Consider the following 19880-nt stretch of genomic DNA (forward strand, 5'->3'; position numbering starts at 1 on the left):
CCTACAGGCAAAAGCCCCCGTATCAAGGCCGCTCCACCGGTAGGTCGGCCTCGGCTTCCCACTCGAGCATACTGCCCAGGTAGTTGCGGGCCTGTACCCCCTGCTGCCGCAGCAGCCAGAACGCGCTGGCGCTGCGGGCCCCGCTGCGGCAGTGCACCCCCACCACCTGGCCCGCATAAAGTCCCAGGGCCTCGGCGTTGTCGAGCCCAAAGACCCCCAGCGGAATGTTTTTCGCGCCGGGAATGTGGGCGATGGCGAACTCTTGCGGTTCGCGCACGTCGAGCAGAAGCTGATCCGGATGGGTCAGTATTTCGTCGGCTGTCAGGAGAATATCGCGTTTGAGCCTGGCCCAGGGTTCGCCCGCCTGGGGCTGGGCCGGGGTTTGGCTGGTGGCCCGGGCCTCCCAACCCTGCGGCCACAACTGCACCTCCAGTCCGCCCAGGGCCAGCATGAAAGCGGTCTTGGTGAGGCGGGTGCTGAAGCCCACATCGTAGACCACCACCGGCCTCTGGGGGCCTGCCCCTAAGCGCCCGTTGAGATCGGCCAGGGCCTGCTCGAGCTGCCGGAGCTCCTCTTCGCTGCGCAGGCGCCCGCGAAAGCCCGAAAGGTCGAGGTTGATGGCCCCCTCCAGGTGCCCCCGGGCATACTCGGCGGGCGAGCGGCTATCTATGAGCAAAGCATGGGCGGGTGGGTCGGTGGAAAGAATCATATTCCCAATTGTACCGGTCTGCCCTATGCAGCTTTGCCCAACGCCCCTGACAGAACCCGGTTTGCCGCTTGTTATGCAGGTTGCGGGCCATCGGGCTGGTATCCTGAAAGCCATGAGCTTGCTTGTGGACGTACTTTCCGGTGCCGAGGTGGCCCCTTTCATTCCCGAGCTGGCCCGGCTGCGGATGGCGGTCTTCAGGGCGTGGCCTTATCTGTACGAGGGGAGCCTCGAGTATGAAGAGCACTACCTGGCCAAGTTTCTGGGCCTTCCAGAAAGCACCCTGGTGGTGGTGCGGGATGGCGAACGGGTGGTGGGGGCCTCTACGGCCTTGCCCCTGGCGCAGGCCGAGGCCGAGTTTCAAGAACCCTTCGTGAAGGCGGGGCTCGAGCCAGCCGATTGGTACTACTTTGGGGAGTCGGTGCTGGAACCGGCCTACCGCGGCCAGGGGTTGGGGGTGGCCTTTTTCCGTCACCGAGAGGCCCGGGCCCTGCAACTCGGCTACCGCCAGGTCACTTTTTGTGCCGTCGAACGCCCGGCGAACCACCCCCTCAAGCCTTCCGACTACGTACCCCTGGATGCGTTCTGGCAGCGGCGCGGATATTCCAAGCGCCCAGATCTGGTTTGTCAGTTTGCTTGGCAAGACCTGGGCCAGCCCCAGGAGACCCCTAAGCCGCTGGTTTTTTGGATCAAGGCGCTCTAATACAAAGCGCATAAACTGACAATCGTTTCACAATTCCGCTCGTGTACAGAACTCCGTTAGAATCTGTAAAATCCACCGTCTCGCCACGAGAAACACCCCGATACCCACAAGGTTATCCACAGACAACAGGGGGTTATCCACAGAGTTATCCACAGGCTGGACCCTGGGCTTGTTGAGAAATGTATGAGTCCCACCCTAAAGGGGCTATAAGGCTTATATGAGTACAAATTTCACTTTTTTCTACCGCCTGGTACTAGTATCTTTGGCCAAAGGATACCTATGCAGCCTACGGATGCTACCCCCGGTGTCAATCTGAAGGGTTTTTTGCGCTATGTGGCAGGTCTCTTGAACCGGTGCCCCTCCTGGGTGGCCTCGCTAGCCCCCGACCAGAGCTATGCCCTGGCCCAGTCACCTACCGGGGTGCGCTACCTGCTCCACGTGGAAGCCCAGACCCCCACCCACGAAGACGCCTTGCAAACTGTACTGACTGCCCAGCAAACCCATCGCGCCGAGGGGGTTGTCTTCATTGCCCTAAATGGACAATACAGCCCGCGGTTTCGGGCGCTGGCTAAAGCCCAGGGGGTTCACCTATGGACGCTGGAGGAAGTAGATTATCTGGTCATGGCCGCCGACCTCGAGTCCAACACCCCGCTGGCCTACCTGGGCCTGGAGGTCAGGCCGCCCAAAACCACCCTGGTACAAGAACCTGCCCCGGCCCGTCAGGCCACCCAGGGTTTCTAAAACGGAGGCCGGTCTTGGCAGCCTGTAAACACCTCGAATACCAGATTCGGTTGATTCGTGGCGGAAGGGTGACGAACTAACCGAATCTGGCATAACCAATGCTTCCAAGCAAAAGATAAGAACCTGGGCTAGCTATTAGCCATCAACCGGGCTTGGTATAAGCTGTTGATATGAGCCAGAAACAAGTCCAGACCAACCACGCACCCCAGGCCATCGGCCCCTACAGCCAAGCTATTGTGGCAAACGGCATGGTGTTTTGCTCGGGTCAGATTCCCCTGACCCCCTCCGGTGATCTGGTTACGGGCGATGTGGAGGCCCAGACCCATCAGGTGATGAAGAACCTGGGCGCGGTGCTCGAGGCCGCCGGAAGCTCCATGGCCAAAGTAGTACAAACCACCTGCTACCTGGCCGACATGAACGATTTTCCAGTCTTCAACAAAGTTTATGCCGAGTATGTAAAAGAACCCTTCCCGGCCCGCGCCACCGTGCAGGTAGCCCGCCTGCCGCGCGATGTCAGGGTAGAAGTAGCCTGCATCGCCCTTCTCTAGCCCAATCTTACAGCGCTAGAACCGCGATAGACTGAACCCATGAACCTCTACGAGCGTTTTCTGGCCCAGGACATGCGGGCTCTGGCCCGGGCCATCACCTTAGTGGAGTCAGGCTATGCCGAAGGGCAGGCCCTCTTGCGCCAGTTGCGCGGGCGCGGCCACGCCCGGGTGGTGGGCCTCACCGGCAGCCCCGGGGCAGGCAAAAGCACCCTCACCGACCGGCTGATCGAGGAGGCCCGCAAGCGGGACGAGCGGGTGGCGGTGCTGGCGGTAGACCCCAGCAGCCCCTTCACCGGGGGGGCCATTCTGGGCGACCGCATCCGCATGATGCGCCACCACCAGGATAAAAACGTATATATTCGCTCGCTGGCCAGCCGGGGGGCGCTAGGAGGGCTGGCGGGTGCCACGGTGGCCAGCCTGGCCCTGCTGGAGGCGTTTGGCTTTGACCGCATCTTCGTGGAGACGGTGGGGGTGGGGCAGAGCGAGGTGGATATTGCCCGCGTAGCCGATACCACCGTGCTCATTCTGACCCCTGCTGCAGGCGACGCCGTACAGGCCTTCAAGGCCGGGGTGATGGAGATTGCCGATGTTTTTGTGGTCAACAAGTTCGACCTACCCGGGGGGGAGCGCATTGTGCAGGAGCTCAAGACCACCCTCGAGCTCGCCGCCCCGCGCCCCGCCGGCTGGAAGCCGCCCGTCCTGACCGCCGTGGCCCCCAAAGCCGAGGGGATTCCCGAGCTGTTCGAGGCCCTGGAGACCCATTACCAGCACCTGCAAAAGCACAACCTGCTCGAGGCCGACCGGCTCGAGCGGGCCCGCTTCGAAATCGAGAGTGTGATTCAGGAATGGGGCCGCCGCAAGACCCGTGAAGGCCAGGAGCTGATTGCCAGGGTAGCCCACGGCGACCTTACCCCCGAGGAAGCCGCCATGCAGCTTTTGGGCGTGCTCGAGGGCACCCGCACCTAGCCCTCTGCGCTACGAATAAAGGCCCCTATTTTCTGGGCAGCCTGGCGCAGCACCACCTCGGGCTGTACCAGCGCAAAACGCACGTAGCCCACCCCACCCGGCCCAAAAGCCCGTCCCGGCGAGAGGGCCACACCGGTTTGGGCCAGTAGCGCTTTGGCAAACTGCAAATCGTCCAGGGCCAGCCCTGGGGGCAGCCGGGCCCAGAGGTACATCCCGGCCTCCGGTAGCGGAACCTCCCAGCCCTGCTCGGCCAGGGCCGCCGCCATGGCGCTGCGCCGGCCGGCCCAGATCCGGGCATCGGCCTGCAAGCGCGCCGGGGGGATGGCCAGCGCCGCCATGCCCATGCGCTGGATGCCCAGGTACGGGTTGAAATCAATGGGGGCTTTGAGGGCTTCCAGGCTCTCGATGGCCCGGGCGTTGCCCAGGGCAAAGCCCAGCCGGAACCCGGCCAGGTGGTAGCTCTTGGAAAAGCTAAAAAGCTCCACCACCCGTTCCCGCCCCCCAGGTAGGGCCAGGGGTGAGGGGGTGGGCTTTAGGGCCTGGTCGAGGTAGGGGTTGTCGTGGATGAGCAGCAGGTCGTAGTGCTGGCAGAACTTCAGCGCCTCCACAAAAAATTCCTCGGGGGCCAGGGCCGCGGTGGGGTTGTTGGGGTAGTTGAGCAGCACCGCCTTGGCCCGCCGGGCTACTGCCTCCGGCACGGCCCACAGGTTGGGCAGCAAATTCTCACCCAGGGGCATCAGGTAGGCCTCGAGGCCCGCCACCCGGGCCGCCCCAAAGTAGGAGGGGTAGGCCACGTCGCACATCAGCAGTACGTCGCCGGGGTCGGCCACGGCCATGAGCAGGTGGGCCAGTCCCTCCTGCGAACCAATCAGGCAGAGGGCCTCCTGCTGGGGCTCGAGGCGCACCCCATAGCGCCGGAAGTACCATTCGGCAGCGGACTCCAGGAAGGGCAAGGTGCCCGACTTGAGGCAGTAGCCATAGGTCGCGGGGTCGTCGATGGCCTGTTTGAGGGCTTGCAGGGCTTCGGGCGGCGGCGGCAGGTCGGAGGCCCCAATCGAGAGGTCTATCACCTCCAGGCCCCGGGCGCGGGCCTCGGCCTTGGCGGCGTCCATCTCCAGGAAAACCCCTCCACCCAAGGGGGTACGACGGGAGCGAAACATACTGGGCACTACCATACCGCAAGATGCAAGCCCATACCGCCAGCGCGAGGTTCATGGCCAATGTTTCGCAGCATCCCATAGCGCACCAGTCAAACCGAGTAGGGAGTTGTCTTTTGCTTGGGTAGCATTTCTTGCAAGCGCTGGCTCACCACCCGCAACAACTGGGTCAGGGTTGCCAATAGAGCGCTCTTCACATAAAAAGAGCCTCCCGAGAATTAAAAATCCCAGACAGAACAGCTGCCGCCCGGAAACTCGAAAACATGCGTCTGGGCTCAGACGCATTCTCTTTTTCGCGGTCGATAACGACCGTGAAGGTCGCGATAAGGCAGTCGGTTTGACATCGCCGCATGGACGGGGTGACGGTGCCTATCGGGGAGCCCTTCGTCACCCCGGCGGGCTCGAGGCTGCGCTACCCCGGCGACCGCAGCCTGGGGGCTCCGGCGGGGGAGGTGGTGAACTGCCGGTGTACGATTATTGGAGTCATGGTAGAGCAGGAACCGTTGACCGGGCAGCTTGAGTATGAGCGCCCCAAAGCGGGCGTGCATTTCCGCCAGTGGAGAGCTACCTCAGAAGCCAACCGCAAAACGGTCCTGCGCGGCCTGAGCCGGGCCGGACTACTCGACTGGCTGAAAGACAATCCCCTTGGGGAAATCCGGGTCGTGCAAAGCCTCTATGACGAGTCCGGTTCGTTCCACGGGGTCTATAACCCGGTCGTCGCGAGCATTCGGCTCAGCCTGGAGCGCCCTGACATTGGCCAGCAACCGGCCTGGGGCGAACTTCACACCGTCTCCGCAATTGCGAATAACCCCAACGCCGCGGCACAGATCTCCCTACTCCACGAGACCGGCCACCATATCTTGACCGTGTTGGGGCGGCAGATGGGGTCTGCGCTCGAGGACAAAATCCGGAAGGTTTGGAACCAGGCTAATTATGTGTCGAGGCGGGCGAGCGTGAACTGGAAGGAATACTTCTGCGAGACGCACTGCGCGTATGTCTATTTGCCAGGGTCGGTGCGTGAACCTTCACAAACCTCAGCCAGGGGTGCTTCAGACGCCTGGGGTTGCAAAAATGCTCGTAGCAAGGCGAGATGGCTGGGTGTTATGCCCCCACCTAGCCTCCCCCGTTGGGGGAGGAAGGCGTGGCTTTACTTTATGCACCAGCCCTGGTCTATTTGCGGGATGAACTGCAGGTGAAAGACCCCCTGGGGTATAATCTGATCAGGGAGATCCGCCGGATGATCGGCACGGGAGACTGACATGGCTGGTACGCTAACAAAAATCGATTGGGTTCGGATGCGCCAGCTTGCCGCAGAGGTCGAGCAGTTGAAGACCTTGGGCCAATGGACGTTAGCCGAGTACCGTCGGATCAACCGTGAAGCTGTGGCCGCAGGTGGCGACGCTCCCGGCGCTCGTGACTGGCTGCTGCAAGAAGCCGACCCTGCCTGGCACGACCAGTTGGTGCAGGCTGTGCTATAGTTAACTCAATACATCCCCCTCGGGGAAGGCCCACCGGGCACCTCGAGGGGGATTTTTCTTTGCCCATTCGCTCTTTCACCCACCGCATCCCGCTCCAACTGCGGCGACTGCGCCAGGGCATCGTGCTGGTGCGGGCCAGCAACGACACGGTGGTGGATGAGTACGGCACCACCATCACCGTTGAGGCCCTCATGCGGGACTGGCTGCCCGGCTTCTGGCAGCACCGCACCATCAGCCTGCAGCACAACCTGCCGGAACTCCGGGGCATCCGGGACAAGCCGTTTATCGGTCTTGCCCGGCGGGTGGATTTCACTCCCCAGCTCGAGGTGGAGGCGGAGGTGCTCGACCCGGAGACTCGAGCTCTGGTCGAAGCGGGCCGGATCACCGGGGCTAGCCTGGAGTTCGTGCCGCTCGAGCCGCACCCAACGGGTAGCCGGACGCAACAGCGTGGTCTACTACCGCTCTCGAGCACGTAGAGCTGACCACTTCAACCCGTGTGTGCGTGGAATACCGAAGCCGCTGCGCGTTCAAATAGCGTTATAGCAGTTCATCCCCGCGTGTGTGGGGAATACACTCGGGGTCGGTCGCTTTCTCGCCTACGGCTCGGTTCATCCCCGCGTGTGTGGGGAATACACCAGGTACGACCCCAGGGCCGCCAAGCCCCCCGGTTCATCCCCGCGTGTGTGGGGAATACGGCATCCAGGGACGAGAAATCACCGACGTTATCGGTTCATCCCCGCGTGTGTGGGGAATACCGGCAGGTCGTCCCGGTAGACGATGAGCCGCTCGGTTCATCCCCGCGTGTGTGGGGAATACGTCGCAATTTGCTCCCTGACCCCGACCGGATCACGGTTCATCCCCGCGTGTGTGGGGAATACGGCTGGAGGATTTCTTGCTCAGGAGGTGGTAGCGGTTCATCCCCGCGTGTGTGGGGAATACGAACAGCCAGGAGGTTTTCGGCTGGAATGGTCGGTTCATCCCCGCGTGTGTGGGGAATACGGGGAGACGAACACTGCCCCCACCGGCAGGGGCGGTTCATCCCCGCGTGTGTGGGGAATACGAGATGGGCCAGGAAAGGATTGCGCGGGTCCCCTGGTTCATCCCCGCGTGTGTGGGGAATACTCCCTATAGTTCTGCCGCTGGCGGCGTTCGCACGGTTCATCCCCGCGTGTGTGGGGAATACTAGTTTCGTGGATATTCCTGGCTTTGCAATAACGGTTCATCCCCGCGTGTGTGGGGAATACGCCGCCCCCAGCTTCCCATTGCTGGCCAAAAAAGGTTCATCCCCGCGTGTGTGGGGAATACGCCAGCAATGTAGCCCCCAGGGTCAGGGGAGCCGGTTCATCCCCGCGTGTGTGGGGAATACTTGAGCTATAGCCAATATCATTAGCGCGTCGTCGGTTCATCCCCGCGTGTGTGGGGAATACGGCAGGCCGATGACGTCCACCTTCAAACCAGGCGGTTCATCCCCGCGTGTGTGGGGAATACGAGGTGCTCCCTCACCTGGTCGGCGGTGAGCTCCGGTTCATCCCCGCGTGTGTGGGGAATACGCTGCTTACGAAGCGTTACAGCAGGAATATGCGGTTCATCCCCGCGTGTGTGGGGAATACGCCGCGTTCAGCCCATCTCAGTTTGTGCAGGGCGGTTCATCCCCGCGTGTGTGGGGAATACGTTGTCAAGCCATACCTCGACGTAGCTGCCGTCGGTTCATCCCCGCGTGTGTGGGGAATACATTTGGTACGCCGCGAGGACCTCGAGGCTTTGCGGTTCATCCCCGCGTGTGTGGGGAATACGATGGGCGGCACCAACAAGCGTACTTTCCCCCGCGGTTCATCCCCGCGTGTGTGGGGAATACTTCCAATCCCCCCTGCTTGAAGGGGGGCTTTCGGTTCATCCCCGCGTGTGTGGGGAATACGACGGTACATTGCACCCCTCCCCAGGGCACCTCGGTTCATCCCCGCGTGTGTGGGGAATACGGGCCTATAGGCCAGCCTAGGGGCTATAGGGGCGGTTCATCCCCGCGTGTGTGGGGAATACTTCCAATCCCCCCTGCTTGAAGGGGGGCTTTCGGTTCATCCCCGCGTGTGTGGGGAATACGACGGTACATTGCACCCCTCCCCAGGGCACCTCGGTTCATCCCCGCGTGTGTGGGGAATACGGGCCTATAGGCCAGCCTAGGGGCTATAGGGGCGGTTCATCCCCGCGTGTGTGGGGAATACTTCCAATCCCCCCTGCTTGAAGGGGGGCTTTCGGTTCATCCCCGCGTGTGTGGGGAATACCCATTCAGGCGTAACCAGCACCGGTTCGCCGTCGGTTCATCCCCGCGTGTGTGGGGAATACGCCGCCGTGCCGCCGTGCCGTGATGCCGATAACGGTTCATCCCCGCGTGTGTGGGGAATACGCAGGAACAGGATGATGTACGGCAACAGGGCCTCGGTTCATCCCCGCGTGTGTGGGGAATACGTAGTCGTGCTCGTTCTCTTGAATGCCCAATACGGTTCATCCCCGCGTGTGTGGGGAATACGTGGAGCGGGCCTTCTTCCGCACCCGGCCCTTCGGTTCATCCCCGCGTGTGTGGGGAATACGCCGCCGTGCCGCCGTGCCGTGATGCCGATAACGGTTCATCCCCGCGTGTGTGGGGAATACGCAGGAACAGGATGATGTACGGCAACAGGGCCTCGGTTCATCCCCGCGTGTGTGGGGAATACTACGGCACGTTACGCAGCGGCACGGAATCCTTCGGTTCATCCCCGCGTGTGTGGGGAATACGGCTGGATTATCCAGACCATCTACGGCGTCTACGGTTCATCCCCGCGTGTGTGGGGAATACGCCACCTGACCCTATTAGGGTGTCTGTCGTTTCGGTTCATCCCCGCGTGTGTGGGGAATACGCCGGGAGGGGCTAGAGCGGCTGGCAGACCGCGGTTCATCCCCGCGTGTGTGGGGAATACTGAAACATTACACGACCTACGAACGAAAACAACGGTTCATCCCCGCGTGTGTGGGGAATACTACCTGGTCGCCGGGCTGTGGCGGGTTTTCGCGCGGTTCATCCCCGCGTGTGTGGGGAATACTCCAGACAGCAGTCTGGCCATTGCGCTTGCCGCGGTTCATCCCCGCGTGTGTGGGGAATACGTCATATCTGCGTGCGATATTTGTATTGCGGCGGTTCATCCCCGCGTGTGTGGGGAATACTATACCTGATGATGACCGCTAGCACTTTCCCTCCGGTTCATCCCCGCGTGTGTGGGGAATACCTTGAATTGATTCTGGATAAGACAATAAATAACGGTTCATCCCCGCGTGTGTGGGGAATACCCTGGGCGGGATATCGCCCGGGTTGTAGTGGGCGGTTCATCCCCGCGTGTGTGGGGAATACACTAGACGCCGCAGTGCAGCGCAACTCCGTAGCGGTTCATCCCCGCGTGTGTGGGGAATACTTCAACGCTCAGCGCGTTGGCCCTCAATATTGCGGTTCATCCCCGCGTGTGTGGGGAATACTTTGGCGCTTGCGCGCCACGCTCTCGAGCATATCGGTTCATCCCCGCGTGTGTGGGGAATACTAAAACGTTTGCTCGTGGAATTTCCCGTCGCGCGGTTCATCCCCGCGTGTGTGGGGAATACGCTCCGGCGGTAATCCCTCTAGGATACTCTTCCGGTTCATCCCCGCGTGTGTGGGGAATACATTGTGCAGAAATGCTTGGGGCGGTCGCCCCGCGGTTCATCCCCGCGTGTGTGGGGAATACTTCACGACCCCGCCGAGGGCTACGGCGGACAGCGGTTCATCCCCGCGTGTGTGGGGAATACGGCACGGCAACACAGCAACACGGCACGGCTACGGTTCATCCCCGCGTGTGTGGGGAATACGACAACCCTCTGGACGCCTCGCTGGTCGTCGCCGGTTCATCCCCGCGTGTGTGGGGAATACGATGTGTGGTGCGTGTACGACACCCAGTCATCCGGTTCATCCCCGCGTGTGTGGGGAATACGCCTGCGGATACGGTGCCCCAGAAATCCACTTCGGTTCATCCCCGCGTGTGTGGGGAATACGCTCATCGCAGCGCCCCAGCCTGCTTTGAGCGCGGTTCATCCCCGCGTGTGTGGGGAATACTACTACGTCGTCCCAGTAGCGTTGATCCACCCACGGTTCATCCCCGCGTGTGTGGGGAATACCTGGGCATGGAATACCCAGTCCCGTCCATGCACGGTTCATCCCCGCGTGTGTGGGGAATACCCGCTCGGAAAGCCCGAACGAACGCTGGAGGGCGGTTCATCCCCGCGTGTGTGGGGAATACATAATGCCGTACCCCATCATCGAGAAGTATTTCGGTTCATCCCCGCGTGTGTGGGGAATACGTGCGTTACCGCAACGACGTGAATCGGCTGGCCGGTTCATCCCCGCGTGTGTGGGGAATACACTTGATTCTAACAGCAAATTCAGCCGCTTACCCCGTCTGAAGTGTCGAAATCCCGAGCTGATGGGTTGGGATTTTCTTTTTCAAGGTTCTCGGTCGCCTTAGACTTTTTCCGTTTGGCATGCATGCGCTGCCATTCGGCGTTTTGCACAGCGACCAGCGTGATGCCATCAAAGTCTACCAGGGTGCGGGTGGCGTCGCCATGGGTTCGGATCGTAAAACCTTGCTCGTTGCTGGTACGGTACATCAGGCAACAACGCCCTACGGTCTTTTTCTCTTTGCACTTCTCCCACAGCAGATCCCGCACCAATGCCGACATGCTGCCCACAAAAACACCGCTGCTCACTTCCAGCATCCAGCGCGATAGCTCGCCGCGCAGACGCTTGGGTACATTTTCCAGCACAATCACGACCATAGTTTAGTTGGGGTCGTCTGGCTCGAGTTCGCCATAGGCCACCCCACCAGGAACCGTACCGTCCACATCCCATAGCTCACCGGGGGCCGAGGCATCTTCGGCATAGGGATCGAGGATTTCCAGGGCATCGAACAAAGAGTGTAAATCTGAGACGATGCGCTCCAACAGCTTGACCTCCCGGAGCTGGTCGCGCAGGGCCTGGCGCACCCGCCTCTCTACGCCGAACTCCGATTCGGCTACTACCTTAAAAGCAGTTGGGATCAGGGTTTCGGCCTTGTAGAGGTCGGCCACATCGTAGACGAAGGAAAGCTGCTTGCCGGTGTGGATGAACCCGAGGGCCGGGCTGTACCCCGCCGAGACGATGGCGGCGTGGGCAATCCCGTACAGGCAGGCGGCCCCCGCCGAGAGGGCGCGGTTGATGGGGTCGGCGGCAGCCCAGTTCCCCCGGTTGTAGTTGCGGCCCTTCCACTCCACCCCGGTCTCGCGGCTCCAGCGAGCGTAGCTATCACGCATCCGTACCCCCTCTCGGCCCCGAATTTGTTCCAGGGTAAGGTCGGGCGGCAGTCCTTCGGGAAAGCGCATCCGGTACATGCGCTTGACCACTTCCAGGTGCGCCTCTGGGTCGGCCCAGGCTTGCGCTTGGCGCATCAGGTTGGCACTGGAACGGGTTTCACCCATGCCACTGGCATAAAAGCGCACCATCTCCTCACCCACCCAGAACACCGAACAGCCGTTGTTGGCAAGCTGACGAATGGCGGCATGGGTGATGGAGGTGCCGGGGCCCAGCAGCAGCACCCCCAGCGCGGCAGCCGGTATGGCCACCACCCCTTCTTGGCTGTAGTAGGCTACGGCCTGGTCTTGCTGCTCGAGGCGGCCATGCTCGAGGTAGATGTACGAAAGCCCGTCGCGGAACTTGGGAAGTTCTTGTAGATTGCGGGTTTCGTATTTCATGTCTTCCCCTCATCTCCTAGCGAGAAACCTTTGCGATGGAGAGCAGGCCAAACCCTAGGGCCTTGGCGTGACCGAGGCCGGTAGCAAGCGTGCGCTTGAACACCTCGAGGTCGGCGATCTTTAGGTAGCCCTCGTACAGCACCGACTGCACCACAATGGGCGGGCCACCCGAGTGCTTGACCATCTTCACGCGCTCGCTCTGGGCCACCATCGCGCCCAAGACGGCAAAGCCGCCCTTCTCGCCCTGCCGGGAGAGCCACTCGAGTTGCTCCTCGACCCCCTTAAGACCGTGGCGCTTGCCCTGCTTGGTGACGGTGGGGTTGGCCTTGAGTCGGAAGCGCAGGGTTTGGGCGGGTTGGAGGTGCTCGAGGAGTAGGGGCTTATACTCGGGCAAGCTTTGAAAGTAGCCAGGAAACCGCTCATTGAGTTTGTCCCAGTTAGGTCGTCCTGCGCTCTGAACCAGCACAATCGGGGTTTTACCCGCTTCCAAGCGCCAGAGAAACGGCTCGACGGTTCTCCCACGCTCTTCGCTCTCGCCCTCGGCGGGTCGCTCAGCCTTACGGAAGGCCCAGCACAGGGTGGCGTGGAGCTGGTAGGGGTTGGCGAGGTCGGTGCGGGCTTGCTTGGAGCGGGGATCAAGCTGGAGTCGGCTCAGGTACACGCTCCACCTCCACAAAATCCGAAACCACGAAGCGGGCCCCAAAGCGGCGCTCAGCAAATGAGCCGAGTGGCTGATCCATGCGCAGTGAGCCTTCGCTCGAGTCCCGATTTTCGAGCATCACGGGCAGTCTGGCCGACTCGAGGTCTTTTCCTTCCTCGTCCTTGGGCCAATCACGCCCGAGGAATTCGTACTTCAAAGCTTCTCGCAAGGGCTCGTCCCGCAAGCCATCGGGCAGGAATACGCCAGGGCTTGGCACATAGCCTTTTCTTCCGAGGAAAAGCGGCCAAACCGGGTTTTTGAGCGCCTGGTGAGCGCGCTTGAGCAGCCTCCAATCCTTTCCTTCCAACCCCACGAGGAAGACGGCATCGGCCAAGTAGTAGCGCCTCGAGATGGTGGTGGGGTGCACCTTGGACTCATCGGCAGCGATCACGTTCTGGGCGGTCTGGTAGTCGTAGCGCAGCACGCCCGGCTGATCCACCCGTACACCCATAAGTAAATCCGCCAGTTCCAGTACAGGCTCGCGCTTCTCACGGTCTATGCCCATCGCGGCGCACAGCAGACCGATCACCCCGCTTTTGGAGGGCGAAAGATCGGTGTCCCGCTCGTCGAAGCGGCTCTTGGTGCCCCAGGACTGCATGGGGCCTGCCAGGCGTAGCAGTAGGGTGGGCATGTCAGACCCCCATGTTGGCCCTGACCTTTTCCAGCGCCTTTGTTATGAGTTCGCCCAGGTTTTTAGCAGATGTGCCGATTTGGCTTTTTGCCTCGGTCAGGTTGAGTACCCAGGCCTCCCCGTTTTGGTCGTAGGCCTCGGAGAGTTTCTGCCACTTGGCCTCGAGCTGCTCCAGCGAGGCCTCGGTGAGGCTCTTCTCCTTGTTAGGACGAATCGGCTTCTCAAAGGCGTTGGCCAGGTTGCGCGGGTCGGCCTCCTGGCGCACGGTGAAAACGACATACTCCGGGTCGTTGTGGGCGGCGAAGGAGTTTTGCTTTCCGCTGGGCTTGGCCTTGACCATGGCCCTGAGGAAAGCCTCGAGGCCCCTAAGCATCAGCTCGGCATCGCCCTGGAGGTTCTCACGGAGCTTCTCGAGGTCTATGGCTGCATAGCGATAGAAGCAGGCCGAGTTGAACTCCACCGTGCCCAGCATGTCGGCCCCGGCATTGTCGTCGGGCTTGAGGTCATCCACGGCGGTGTAGAAGTCGAACTCGCGCTCCACGGCGTGGGTGGAGATGGCATGGGCCACCTGACAGGCGGCGTCCTGGTTCTTCTCAGGCAAATCGGCCAGCATGCGGCCAAAGAGCGCCACATCGAGGGCCTTGCCCCCATCCAGCACACTGCCCAAAGCTTTTTTGATCTCGTCAGGGACGGCTTCCCTGCCAGCTTTCTTAGCGTCTTTGGCTTTCTTTTTACCTCCCTCTTCCTCGGCTTGGGGTGCCACCAGGCCGTCCCAGTGACGGTCTATGAGGTCGGCGATTTTGGCCACCTCTTGCTGGCCCAAGAACAGCAGGTACTGGGTTTTGCCCTCTGCATCAACCTTCAGGCCCATACCGCCCAGGGCTTGCTCTACTTTCTGCCGAGCCTCCTCCTCGCTCCGGCCCTTGGCCTTAAGCTGTTCTACCAACGTTTGCACCAATCGCTTGGTGCGCAGAGCCATCGCCTCCTGGGGGAGGCCGCCCGGGTGATCGCGCACATACTCCCGCGCGGCCCGCTTGAGGCACTGGCTGCTGATGCGCCCCCGGCGCACCCCGCCAAAAATGGCGTCCTTGGGAGAACCGGTGTCGTCGCGGTTGAGGTTACTGGGGGCGAAGTTTTGCAGGATGTGGATCTCGAGCAGGTGTTTCATTCTTCCTCTCCTCCTTCGGTTTCTTTTGCCACAGTGCGGTAAAAAGCCCTGGCCCACTTCTGCTGCACCGGCCTGCGCTCATGGTTCCAGGCCAAGAGGTCGCGCAAGAGTTCCGACCAGTAGATGGGGATGCCTTCCTCGCTCTTGAGCAGCCGTACCATCTGGCGTATCCGGTACGGGAGCTGTTCCTCGTCGGCATCGAGCAAGGCGATGAAGCGCTGCTCGATGCTTTTGGACTGGCCGCGCTCGAGGTAAAGCTGGGCGATGGCGTGGCCCAGCGTGCGGCGGTAGCCTTTACTCACGTCACTCTCTTCGCTCTGGCTCACTTCAGGTTCTTCCTCGGGATTTTTGCGGAACTGCTCCAGCTCCGATGAAGACACCGTATTAGCCCACAACCCGGCCACCAGGTAATAGACCATCCGCTCCCAGCGGTCTTCCCGCTCGTCCTGAATGCGGCCCAAGAACCCCTCGACCACAGGGATTACTTCCTGGCCTGGATCGCCCAGGGCGCGGCGCATCCGCGCCAGGTCGGCGGGTTCGCTGCGACGGCGTAAGTGGAGTACAAAGGCTTGTTCCTTAGTTATTTCCTTTTGCACCTGCTACCTCCCTTCCGTAGATATGGGCCAGCAGGATACCTTCGCTCTTGTGAATGGCCCGCAACGCTCTGGCATCGTCCCCGGCGGCTAAAATTGTGAGCTTCCATGCCCGCAAGGCTTCCCGCCGGAGGATCTTTAGCCAGTCCTGCTCGAGCCGGGCTTGCTGCTCTTCGAAATCGGGGCCCAGCCGCACGATCCAGTCGGCGAAATGGCCCTCGAGCGCCGACCAGTAGGCAACTTGGTGGGGAAAGCTCTGCACCAGCTTGTTCACGTCGTCCTTGTGCGGCTGCCGATCTCCCAGGGTCAGAAGCTCTTTAGCCAGGACTCGAGCCGCCCCATTCAAAGCCCCTCCCATTTCTTCGGCTCGCTCCAGGTTCTGCTCCACAAAGCGCCAGATGTCCTGATCGCTCAGGATGGCCTCGGGCAGACGGTAGACCTCACCCCGCCATAGCTCAATCTTGGCCTGGTCGTTGGCCTGGCCCGCGACCATTACCGGAATGCCCCGTCCTTTAAACCGAGTACCCAGCGCCCTGTAGACGTTGCGGGCGTGATCCACCACGCCTAAGCTCCGTTCAGAGCCGGGTTTAGGCAGCAACGAGGCGAAGTCCCGCCACAGCGCCCGGCCCTCGCGAAAGCCGAGCGGATACTGCTTGGAGGGGTCTTTGGGGTCGGGGCGGAAGGCCACCATGGGGTCGGGGCGTACCGCGGCTTCCTCGTAGCGAATCCCCGAGGCGTAGGCGATCCAGCGCACCACGGTCTGGCCGTTTTCTGTTTCGGGCTCGAGGCGCACCGCGCGCGAGAGCCAGGTGTAGCGGTGGACGATGCCCTTGGGGGTGGCCCTGGCGGCCTCGCAGTTTTGCAGGTTGGACACCCGCAGCGGCTCCTGCTCCCAGGTGGCAAAATCGCGCTCGTACTCGCTTTTGGGATAGCTGACGAGGTTCAAGCATAGCGTCTCGTGGAGGTTCTCGCCCAGCATGAGGGCCAATGCTGCCGTTGCCACGGGCGCGGTAGCGGTGTGGCAAAGCACGCTCTTGCCCGCCGAAAGGGCAAAGGTCTGGTTGGCCACCAGCAATCGGGCAGCCTCGGCGGGGTACAGGGGGCGGGGCCTCGAGGTGACGGTGTGGTCGAACAAAACCTTGTTGTTGTCGGAGTTGAGCTCGGGGGCCAGCACCGTCCAGGAGCGGCAGGAGCGCTCGAGGGTGAAGTCGGGCACCTGGAATAAGGGCTTCTTAGGGTGGAACAGGTCGAAACGGTCGTGGTACCTGTCCAGATAAGCCCGGATCTTCCCTGCGTCGAAGTTGTTCTCGAACCATTCTGCCGCCTCGTAGGAATCCACTGGGCCTTGCAGCGCCCGGTGCAAAATAGCCTCGAGTAAGCGATGTAGCGCTACGGTCACGAGCGGACTGGGATCTTCGATACGCTCGAACCGACGGGCTTCGAGCAGGGTTTGCTCGAGGCTCACCTCCTTTAGCTGGTTTCCCTCCCTAACGGGAATCCAGGGCTGGGTTATTAGGTTGAACGTGGGCAAAACTCACCTCCCTTGATTTGGATAGCGATGGCTTAAGACGGGAAACACATCCCTCACGAGGTATCGCAGTCCCACTCATCAAGGGAGCCATATTGCTCCTGCAGCCTGTGCTCGGCCAACCTCAGCTCGAGCTCGGCCCTGAATTTTTCGGTGTTGGAAACGTTTGCAGCATGTGCTGCATCCATCACCAAATTTACAAGCTCGTCGTCTGCTAAAATGCCATAGAGCACGGAGCACACCTCCTGACTCACCGAGGAACCTCTCTTTGCTTGGCGGCGGGCGAGGTTCCTCGGTTTTAGGGCATTAAAGCAGAAAATGGTTTGATTGTCAATCTCCCTAACCCTCTGTACTACCAACTTACGTTTTAGCAATAAGCCCCACGAATGTGGGGATGTTGTAACCCTTTGTCCTACCAACGGTTCATCCCCGCTTGGGCGAGGAACGCTATCTATCATAGCGCACTCCTATAAACCACCCCAAGCTCGGGGTGAAGCTCGAGCTCGAGTTCCCCCAGCACGGCCCTTCCCCCCTCGAGCACCACCAGGTGGGCGTGGGCCAGCAGTGGGGTTTCGCTCCAGACCTTGGCGGCTAGGCCCTGGCTCTTGCGGTGGGCTTCAAGCGCGGCGAAGTCGTCGTTGATAAGCTCATGGCGGCTGAGCTTGACCGAGCGGGCAAACACACACTTAGCCTCGGCCAGCTCGAGCTTGGCGGCCAGGCTGACCGGTTGCTGCCCGCCTGCATCCAGGCAGAGCCTTCCCCCTACCTTGTGCAGCAATACCACCGTAACGCTGGGGCGACCCTTGCGGGTTTTGAGCAGGCTGGGGTCGTCGTCGGGGTTGGGGTCGTCGTCGGGGAGCTTGGGGGGGAGCTTGGGGAAGGTCGGGGGATCGAGCCAGTCGGTCTCACAGGGTTCACCAAACGGGGCGTAGGCTGCCTCGTCCTGGTCTCGCGCATTCCTTTGCTCCATGCGGGTCTGGGCCTGCTCGAGGGCCGTCTTCCACTCTTCTGAAAGCCCCTGGAGCGGCGGCTCGCTGTACACCTTCTGCACAAGAGGATCTATGTCGCCCGGGAGGTCAATGTGGGTGCGGCTCCGCAGCGCGAGCCAGCTTCGCAGCAGAACGTAGCGCTCGTAAATTCGTTCGGCAGAACCAAAATCCGGCACGCCCTCCTCCTCTAAGCCCGCTACCCACAGCACTGGCTTGGTGTGGGCGTGGCGCTCCTTGGGGTCACGCTCGTGACGGTGCAGCCGCCCGGCGCGTTGCAGCACCAGATCCACCGGAGCCAAGTCGGTGAACATCACGTCGAAGTCGAGGTCGAGGGATTGCTCGACCACCTGGGTAGCGACCAGGATGGCTTTCTGAGGACGCTGGCCCTGTTTGCCAAACTTGGCGAGGACGGCCTTCTCGCGCTCTAAGCGCTCCTCGAGGGGGTAGCGGGCATGGAACAGGTGAACCTCTACCCCATCCGCCTTGCCCACCAACGCCTGGTACAAGTCCTGCGCCCGCTGCACGGCGTTGACGATGCAGGCTACGCAGCCGCCCGACCGGGCCTGCTCGAGCGCTTTCCCGGCGAGGGCCTCGAGGTCAAGCGGCAAGGCCCTCAGCACCAGCGTGGGCTGTTTCCTCGCCTCAAAGGTTTCCACGGCGGGTTTAGCGTCGCCCTTTACGACGCGGGTAATGCGCGGGTAGGGTTTGTCTTCCGCTTTGGGTATCTCACCTGCCCCGAACGCCTTGAGCAAAGCCTCCCGCTTGGCCTTGGGCAGCGTCGCGCTCATCAGCACGACCGATGAACCCAACGCCCAGAGCCAGCGCACCAGGGTCTCAATCAGGCCGCTGGTGTAGGTGTCGTAGGCATGCACCTCGTCCAGCACCACCACCCGGTTGCCCAGCCCCCACAGCCGGACGAACTGGTGCTTGGTGGGCAGAATACTCAAGAGCGCCTGATCCACCGTCCCCACCGCATACTCCGAGAGCAGGCCGCGCTTGCGGTGGGAGAACCAGACCTGGGCCTTTACCCCTTCCTCTCCTCCTTCGGGTGTGTTGGGGCGCACGCGTATCTTCTGGTACGCCTCTACCAGCTCGCTGGCCCCGTGCAGGAGTTGCAGGTCGAGCCTGCGGGACTTTCCATAGCGGCCCAGGAACGCCTTGGCCCGCTCGAACATCAGGTTGCCGGTGGCCTGGGTGGGCAAAGCAATGTACATCCCCCGGTGCCCGTTGGCCGCTTGCAATCGCAAATGGGCATAGAGCGCGGCTTCGGTCTTGCCCTCACCCATTGGGGCCTCGACCAGGAACAGGGCGGGGGTGTCGATCCCTTCCAATAACCGCTCGAGCACGGCTTGCAACGGGCGAGCCCTGAACGGCTGGTCGGGTTTGCCCAGGTAGGCAAACACCGCTTCCAGGGTTTGCGGCTCGGGCATCAGGGTTTCCCGCTTGAACCAGCCCACGCTATCGAGCTTTTGTGCGGCCCGCTTTTTAGCTTCCTGGTAATACTCGGTCAGGTCGTCCCCGAGCGGGTGGAAGTCGAGGCTGGAGCCGATCCAGTCGGCGAAGCTGGTCAGGCCCGCCAGGCGTTCGAAGGCCGCACCCTTGTAGATAGAGACCTTGGGGGCATTCCCTACCTCGAGCACCTCGAGTACCGCTTCGAACAGTTCCTGGCGTACCTCGTCCCAGACCCCTTTGCCTTTTTCCCTGCTGGTCACATCTTTGAGGTCATTCTGTGTGGCCCGAAAACCATGGTGCGCGCCCACCGCAGCAGCGACGTTTTTGGCGGCCCTGCTTACCCAACCTCGCCCCTCGAGAAGTCCTGGCAGTACTTCCTCACTGATCACGCTGTGGGAAACGTCATTCGGTGGGAGGGTAGGGTCAACATTCCAGGTCAACCCTGCGGCCCGGACCCGCTCCTTACCCTCGAGCCACTTCTGCTGGAAGGCCGGGCTGGCCTTGCCGATGTCGTGCAACCCCGCCAGGGCGCAGATCCAGGCTTTGGCTTGCTGGGGCTCGAGATTCAGATCCCGGGCGTACAGCTCGAGGGTCTTTGGGGGCTCACGCTCGAGAATCGCCTCGGCGCTGGCCGCTACGTCAAGCAAATGAGCAATGAGCGGATGCCAGGAGCCGTCGTTCTTCTCCCTGTCACTTTTCGCCCATAGGGCTTTTGCCTTTTCCAAAAGCATAATCACCT

At 61.7% G+C, this 19880-nt stretch carries 18 protein-coding genes and 1 CRISPR repeat array; of the genes, 7 read left to right on the forward strand and 11 right to left on the reverse strand.

Features of this window, described 5'->3' with window-relative positions; all coding sequences use genetic code 11:
* Positions 1-22: 22 nt before the first annotated feature.
* Positions 23-709 (reverse strand): sulfurtransferase, encoded by a 687-nt coding sequence (locus Q0X23_RS05690; protein ID WP_297859400.1) that lies wholly within the window; start codon positions 707-709, stop codon positions 23-25.
* Between the two features lie 112 nt (positions 710-821).
* Here Q0X23_RS05690 and Q0X23_RS05695 point away from each other — a divergent pair, with 112 nt between their 5' ends.
* From Q0X23_RS05695 to meaB, 4 genes are all read left to right on the forward strand, one after another.
* Complete coding sequence (locus Q0X23_RS05695; RefSeq protein ID WP_297859401.1) at positions 822-1409, forward strand: GNAT family N-acetyltransferase; 588 nt, start codon at positions 822-824, stop codon at positions 1407-1409.
* A gap of 279 nt (positions 1410-1688) precedes the next feature.
* A complete protein-coding gene (locus Q0X23_RS05700) occupies positions 1689-2150 on the forward strand; it encodes a hypothetical protein (RefSeq protein ID WP_297859402.1) in 462 nt (153 codons plus the stop codon).
* A 170-nt stretch (positions 2151-2320) separates the two neighbouring features.
* Positions 2321-2698, forward strand: a complete 378-nt coding sequence (locus Q0X23_RS05705; protein WP_297859403.1) for a RidA family protein — start codon at positions 2321-2323, stop codon at positions 2696-2698.
* 39 nt (positions 2699-2737) lie between these two features.
* Positions 2738-3664 carry a methylmalonyl Co-A mutase-associated GTPase MeaB gene (meaB, locus tag Q0X23_RS05710; protein WP_297859404.1) on the forward strand — a complete coding sequence of 309 codons (927 nt, stop codon included), beginning with the start codon at positions 2738-2740 and terminating at the stop codon, positions 3662-3664.
* Here the strand turns inward: meaB and Q0X23_RS05715 are convergent.
* Positions 3661-4824, reverse strand: a complete 1164-nt coding sequence (locus Q0X23_RS05715; RefSeq protein ID WP_297859405.1) for an aminotransferase class I/II-fold pyridoxal phosphate-dependent enzyme — start codon at positions 4822-4824, stop codon at positions 3661-3663. The genes meaB and Q0X23_RS05715 overlap by 4 nt on opposite strands.
* A 347-nt stretch (positions 4825-5171) precedes the next feature.
* On the opposite strand from Q0X23_RS05715, the gene Q0X23_RS05720 reads away from it, so the two are divergent.
* The 3 genes from Q0X23_RS05720 to Q0X23_RS05730 all read left to right on the forward strand — a co-directional run bounded on the left by Q0X23_RS05720 (position 5172) and on the right by Q0X23_RS05730 (position 6775).
* Complete coding sequence (locus Q0X23_RS05720; RefSeq protein WP_297859406.1) at positions 5172-6017, forward strand: hypothetical protein; 846 nt, start codon at positions 5172-5174, stop codon at positions 6015-6017.
* Between the two features lie 99 nt (positions 6018-6116).
* Positions 6117-6299 carry a hypothetical protein gene (locus tag Q0X23_RS05725; protein WP_297859407.1) on the forward strand — a complete coding sequence of 61 codons (183 nt, stop codon included), beginning with the start codon at positions 6117-6119 and terminating at the stop codon, positions 6297-6299.
* A gap of 59 nt (positions 6300-6358) precedes the next feature.
* Positions 6359-6775: a hypothetical protein gene (locus tag Q0X23_RS05730; RefSeq protein WP_297859408.1), complete on the forward strand. Its 417-nt coding sequence runs from the start codon at positions 6359-6361 to the stop codon at positions 6773-6775.
* Between the two features lie 6 nt (positions 6776-6781).
* A CRISPR array of direct repeats spans positions 6782-10716; the repeat unit is 29 nt; unit sequence CGGTTCATCCCCGCGTGTGTGGGGAATAC.
* 20 nt (positions 10717-10736) lie between these two features.
* Here the strand turns inward: Q0X23_RS05730 and cas2e are convergent.
* The 9 genes from cas2e to cas3 all read right to left on the reverse strand — a co-directional run bounded on the left by cas2e (position 10737) and on the right by cas3 (position 19872).
* Positions 10737-11129: a type I-E CRISPR-associated endoribonuclease Cas2e gene (cas2e, locus tag Q0X23_RS05735; RefSeq protein ID WP_297859409.1), complete on the reverse strand. Its 393-nt coding sequence runs from the start codon at positions 11127-11129 to the stop codon at positions 10737-10739.
* Between the two features lie 3 nt (positions 11130-11132).
* Positions 11133-12080: a type I-E CRISPR-associated endonuclease Cas1e gene (cas1e, locus tag Q0X23_RS05740; protein WP_297859410.1), complete on the reverse strand. Its 948-nt coding sequence runs from the start codon at positions 12078-12080 to the stop codon at positions 11133-11135.
* Positions 12081-12096: 16 nt separating this feature from the next.
* Positions 12097-12741 carry a type I-E CRISPR-associated protein Cas6/Cse3/CasE gene (gene cas6e, locus Q0X23_RS05745; RefSeq protein WP_297859411.1) on the reverse strand — a complete coding sequence of 215 codons (645 nt, stop codon included), beginning with the start codon at positions 12739-12741 and terminating at the stop codon, positions 12097-12099.
* Positions 12716-13411, reverse strand: a complete 696-nt coding sequence (gene cas5e / locus Q0X23_RS05750) for a type I-E CRISPR-associated protein Cas5/CasD (protein WP_297859412.1) — start codon at positions 13409-13411, stop codon at positions 12716-12718. The genes cas6e and cas5e overlap by 26 nt, the downstream gene beginning before the upstream one ends.
* A gap of 1 nt (position 13412) precedes the next feature.
* A complete protein-coding gene (gene cas7e / locus Q0X23_RS05755; RefSeq protein ID WP_297859413.1) occupies positions 13413-14579 on the reverse strand; it encodes a type I-E CRISPR-associated protein Cas7/Cse4/CasC in 1167 nt (388 codons plus the stop codon).
* The gene (gene casB, locus Q0X23_RS05760; RefSeq protein WP_297859414.1) at positions 14576-15175 is read right to left on the reverse strand and encodes a type I-E CRISPR-associated protein Cse2/CasB; all 600 of its coding nucleotides are present in this window, start codon (positions 15173-15175) and stop codon (positions 14576-14578) included. The genes cas7e and casB overlap by 4 nt, the downstream gene beginning before the upstream one ends.
* Positions 15156-16703: a type I-E CRISPR-associated protein Cse1/CasA gene (gene casA, locus Q0X23_RS05765; RefSeq protein WP_297859415.1), complete on the reverse strand. Its 1548-nt coding sequence runs from the start codon at positions 16701-16703 to the stop codon at positions 15156-15158. The genes casB and casA overlap by 20 nt, the downstream gene beginning before the upstream one ends.
* 53 nt (positions 16704-16756) lie before the next feature.
* Positions 16757-16933: a hypothetical protein gene (locus tag Q0X23_RS05770; protein WP_297859416.1), complete on the reverse strand. Its 177-nt coding sequence runs from the start codon at positions 16931-16933 to the stop codon at positions 16757-16759.
* Positions 16934-17154: 221 nt separating this feature from the next.
* Positions 17155-19872, reverse strand: coding sequence for a CRISPR-associated helicase Cas3' (gene cas3 / locus Q0X23_RS05775; RefSeq protein ID WP_297859417.1), 2718 nt, complete (start codon positions 19870-19872; stop codon positions 17155-17157).
* Positions 19873-19880: the final 8 nt, after the last annotated feature.

The sequence above is a fragment of the Meiothermus sp. genome (genome assembly GCF_026004115.1).
Taxonomy (GTDB): domain Bacteria; phylum Deinococcota; class Deinococci; order Deinococcales; family Thermaceae; genus Meiothermus.

Excerpts from the sequence above, each read along its gene's own strand:
- Q0X23_RS05690 (WP_297859400.1), bottom strand. The coding sequence starts at position 709 with ATGATTCTTTCCACCGACCCACCCGCCCATGCTTTGCTCATAGATAGC.
- Q0X23_RS05695 (WP_297859401.1), top strand. The coding sequence starts at position 822 with ATGAGCTTGCTTGTGGACGTACTTTCCGGTGCCGAGGTGGCCCCTTTC.
- Q0X23_RS05700 (WP_297859402.1), top strand. The coding sequence starts at position 1,689 with ATGCAGCCTACGGATGCTACCCCCGGTGTCAATCTGAAGGGTTTTTTG.
- Q0X23_RS05705 (WP_297859403.1), top strand. The coding sequence starts at position 2,321 with ATGAGCCAGAAACAAGTCCAGACCAACCACGCACCCCAGGCCATCGGC.
- meaB (WP_297859404.1), top strand. The coding sequence starts at position 2,738 with ATGAACCTCTACGAGCGTTTTCTGGCCCAGGACATGCGGGCTCTGGCC.
- Q0X23_RS05715 (WP_297859405.1), bottom strand. The coding sequence starts at position 4,824 with ATGTTTCGCTCCCGTCGTACCCCCTTGGGTGGAGGGGTTTTCCTGGAG.
- Q0X23_RS05720 (WP_297859406.1), top strand. The coding sequence starts at position 5,172 with ATGGACGGGGTGACGGTGCCTATCGGGGAGCCCTTCGTCACCCCGGCG.
- Q0X23_RS05725 (WP_297859407.1), top strand. The coding sequence starts at position 6,117 with ATGCGCCAGCTTGCCGCAGAGGTCGAGCAGTTGAAGACCTTGGGCCAA.
- cas2e (WP_297859409.1), bottom strand. The coding sequence starts at position 11,129 with ATGGTCGTGATTGTGCTGGAAAATGTACCCAAGCGTCTGCGCGGCGAG.
- cas1e (WP_297859410.1), bottom strand. The coding sequence starts at position 12,080 with ATGAAATACGAAACCCGCAATCTACAAGAACTTCCCAAGTTCCGCGAC.
- cas5e (WP_297859412.1), bottom strand. The coding sequence starts at position 13,411 with ATGCCCACCCTACTGCTACGCCTGGCAGGCCCCATGCAGTCCTGGGGC.
- cas7e (WP_297859413.1), bottom strand. The coding sequence starts at position 14,579 with ATGAAACACCTGCTCGAGATCCACATCCTGCAAAACTTCGCCCCCAGT.
- cas3 (WP_297859417.1), bottom strand. The coding sequence starts at position 19,872 with ATGCTTTTGGAAAAGGCAAAAGCCCTATGGGCGAAAAGTGACAGGGAG.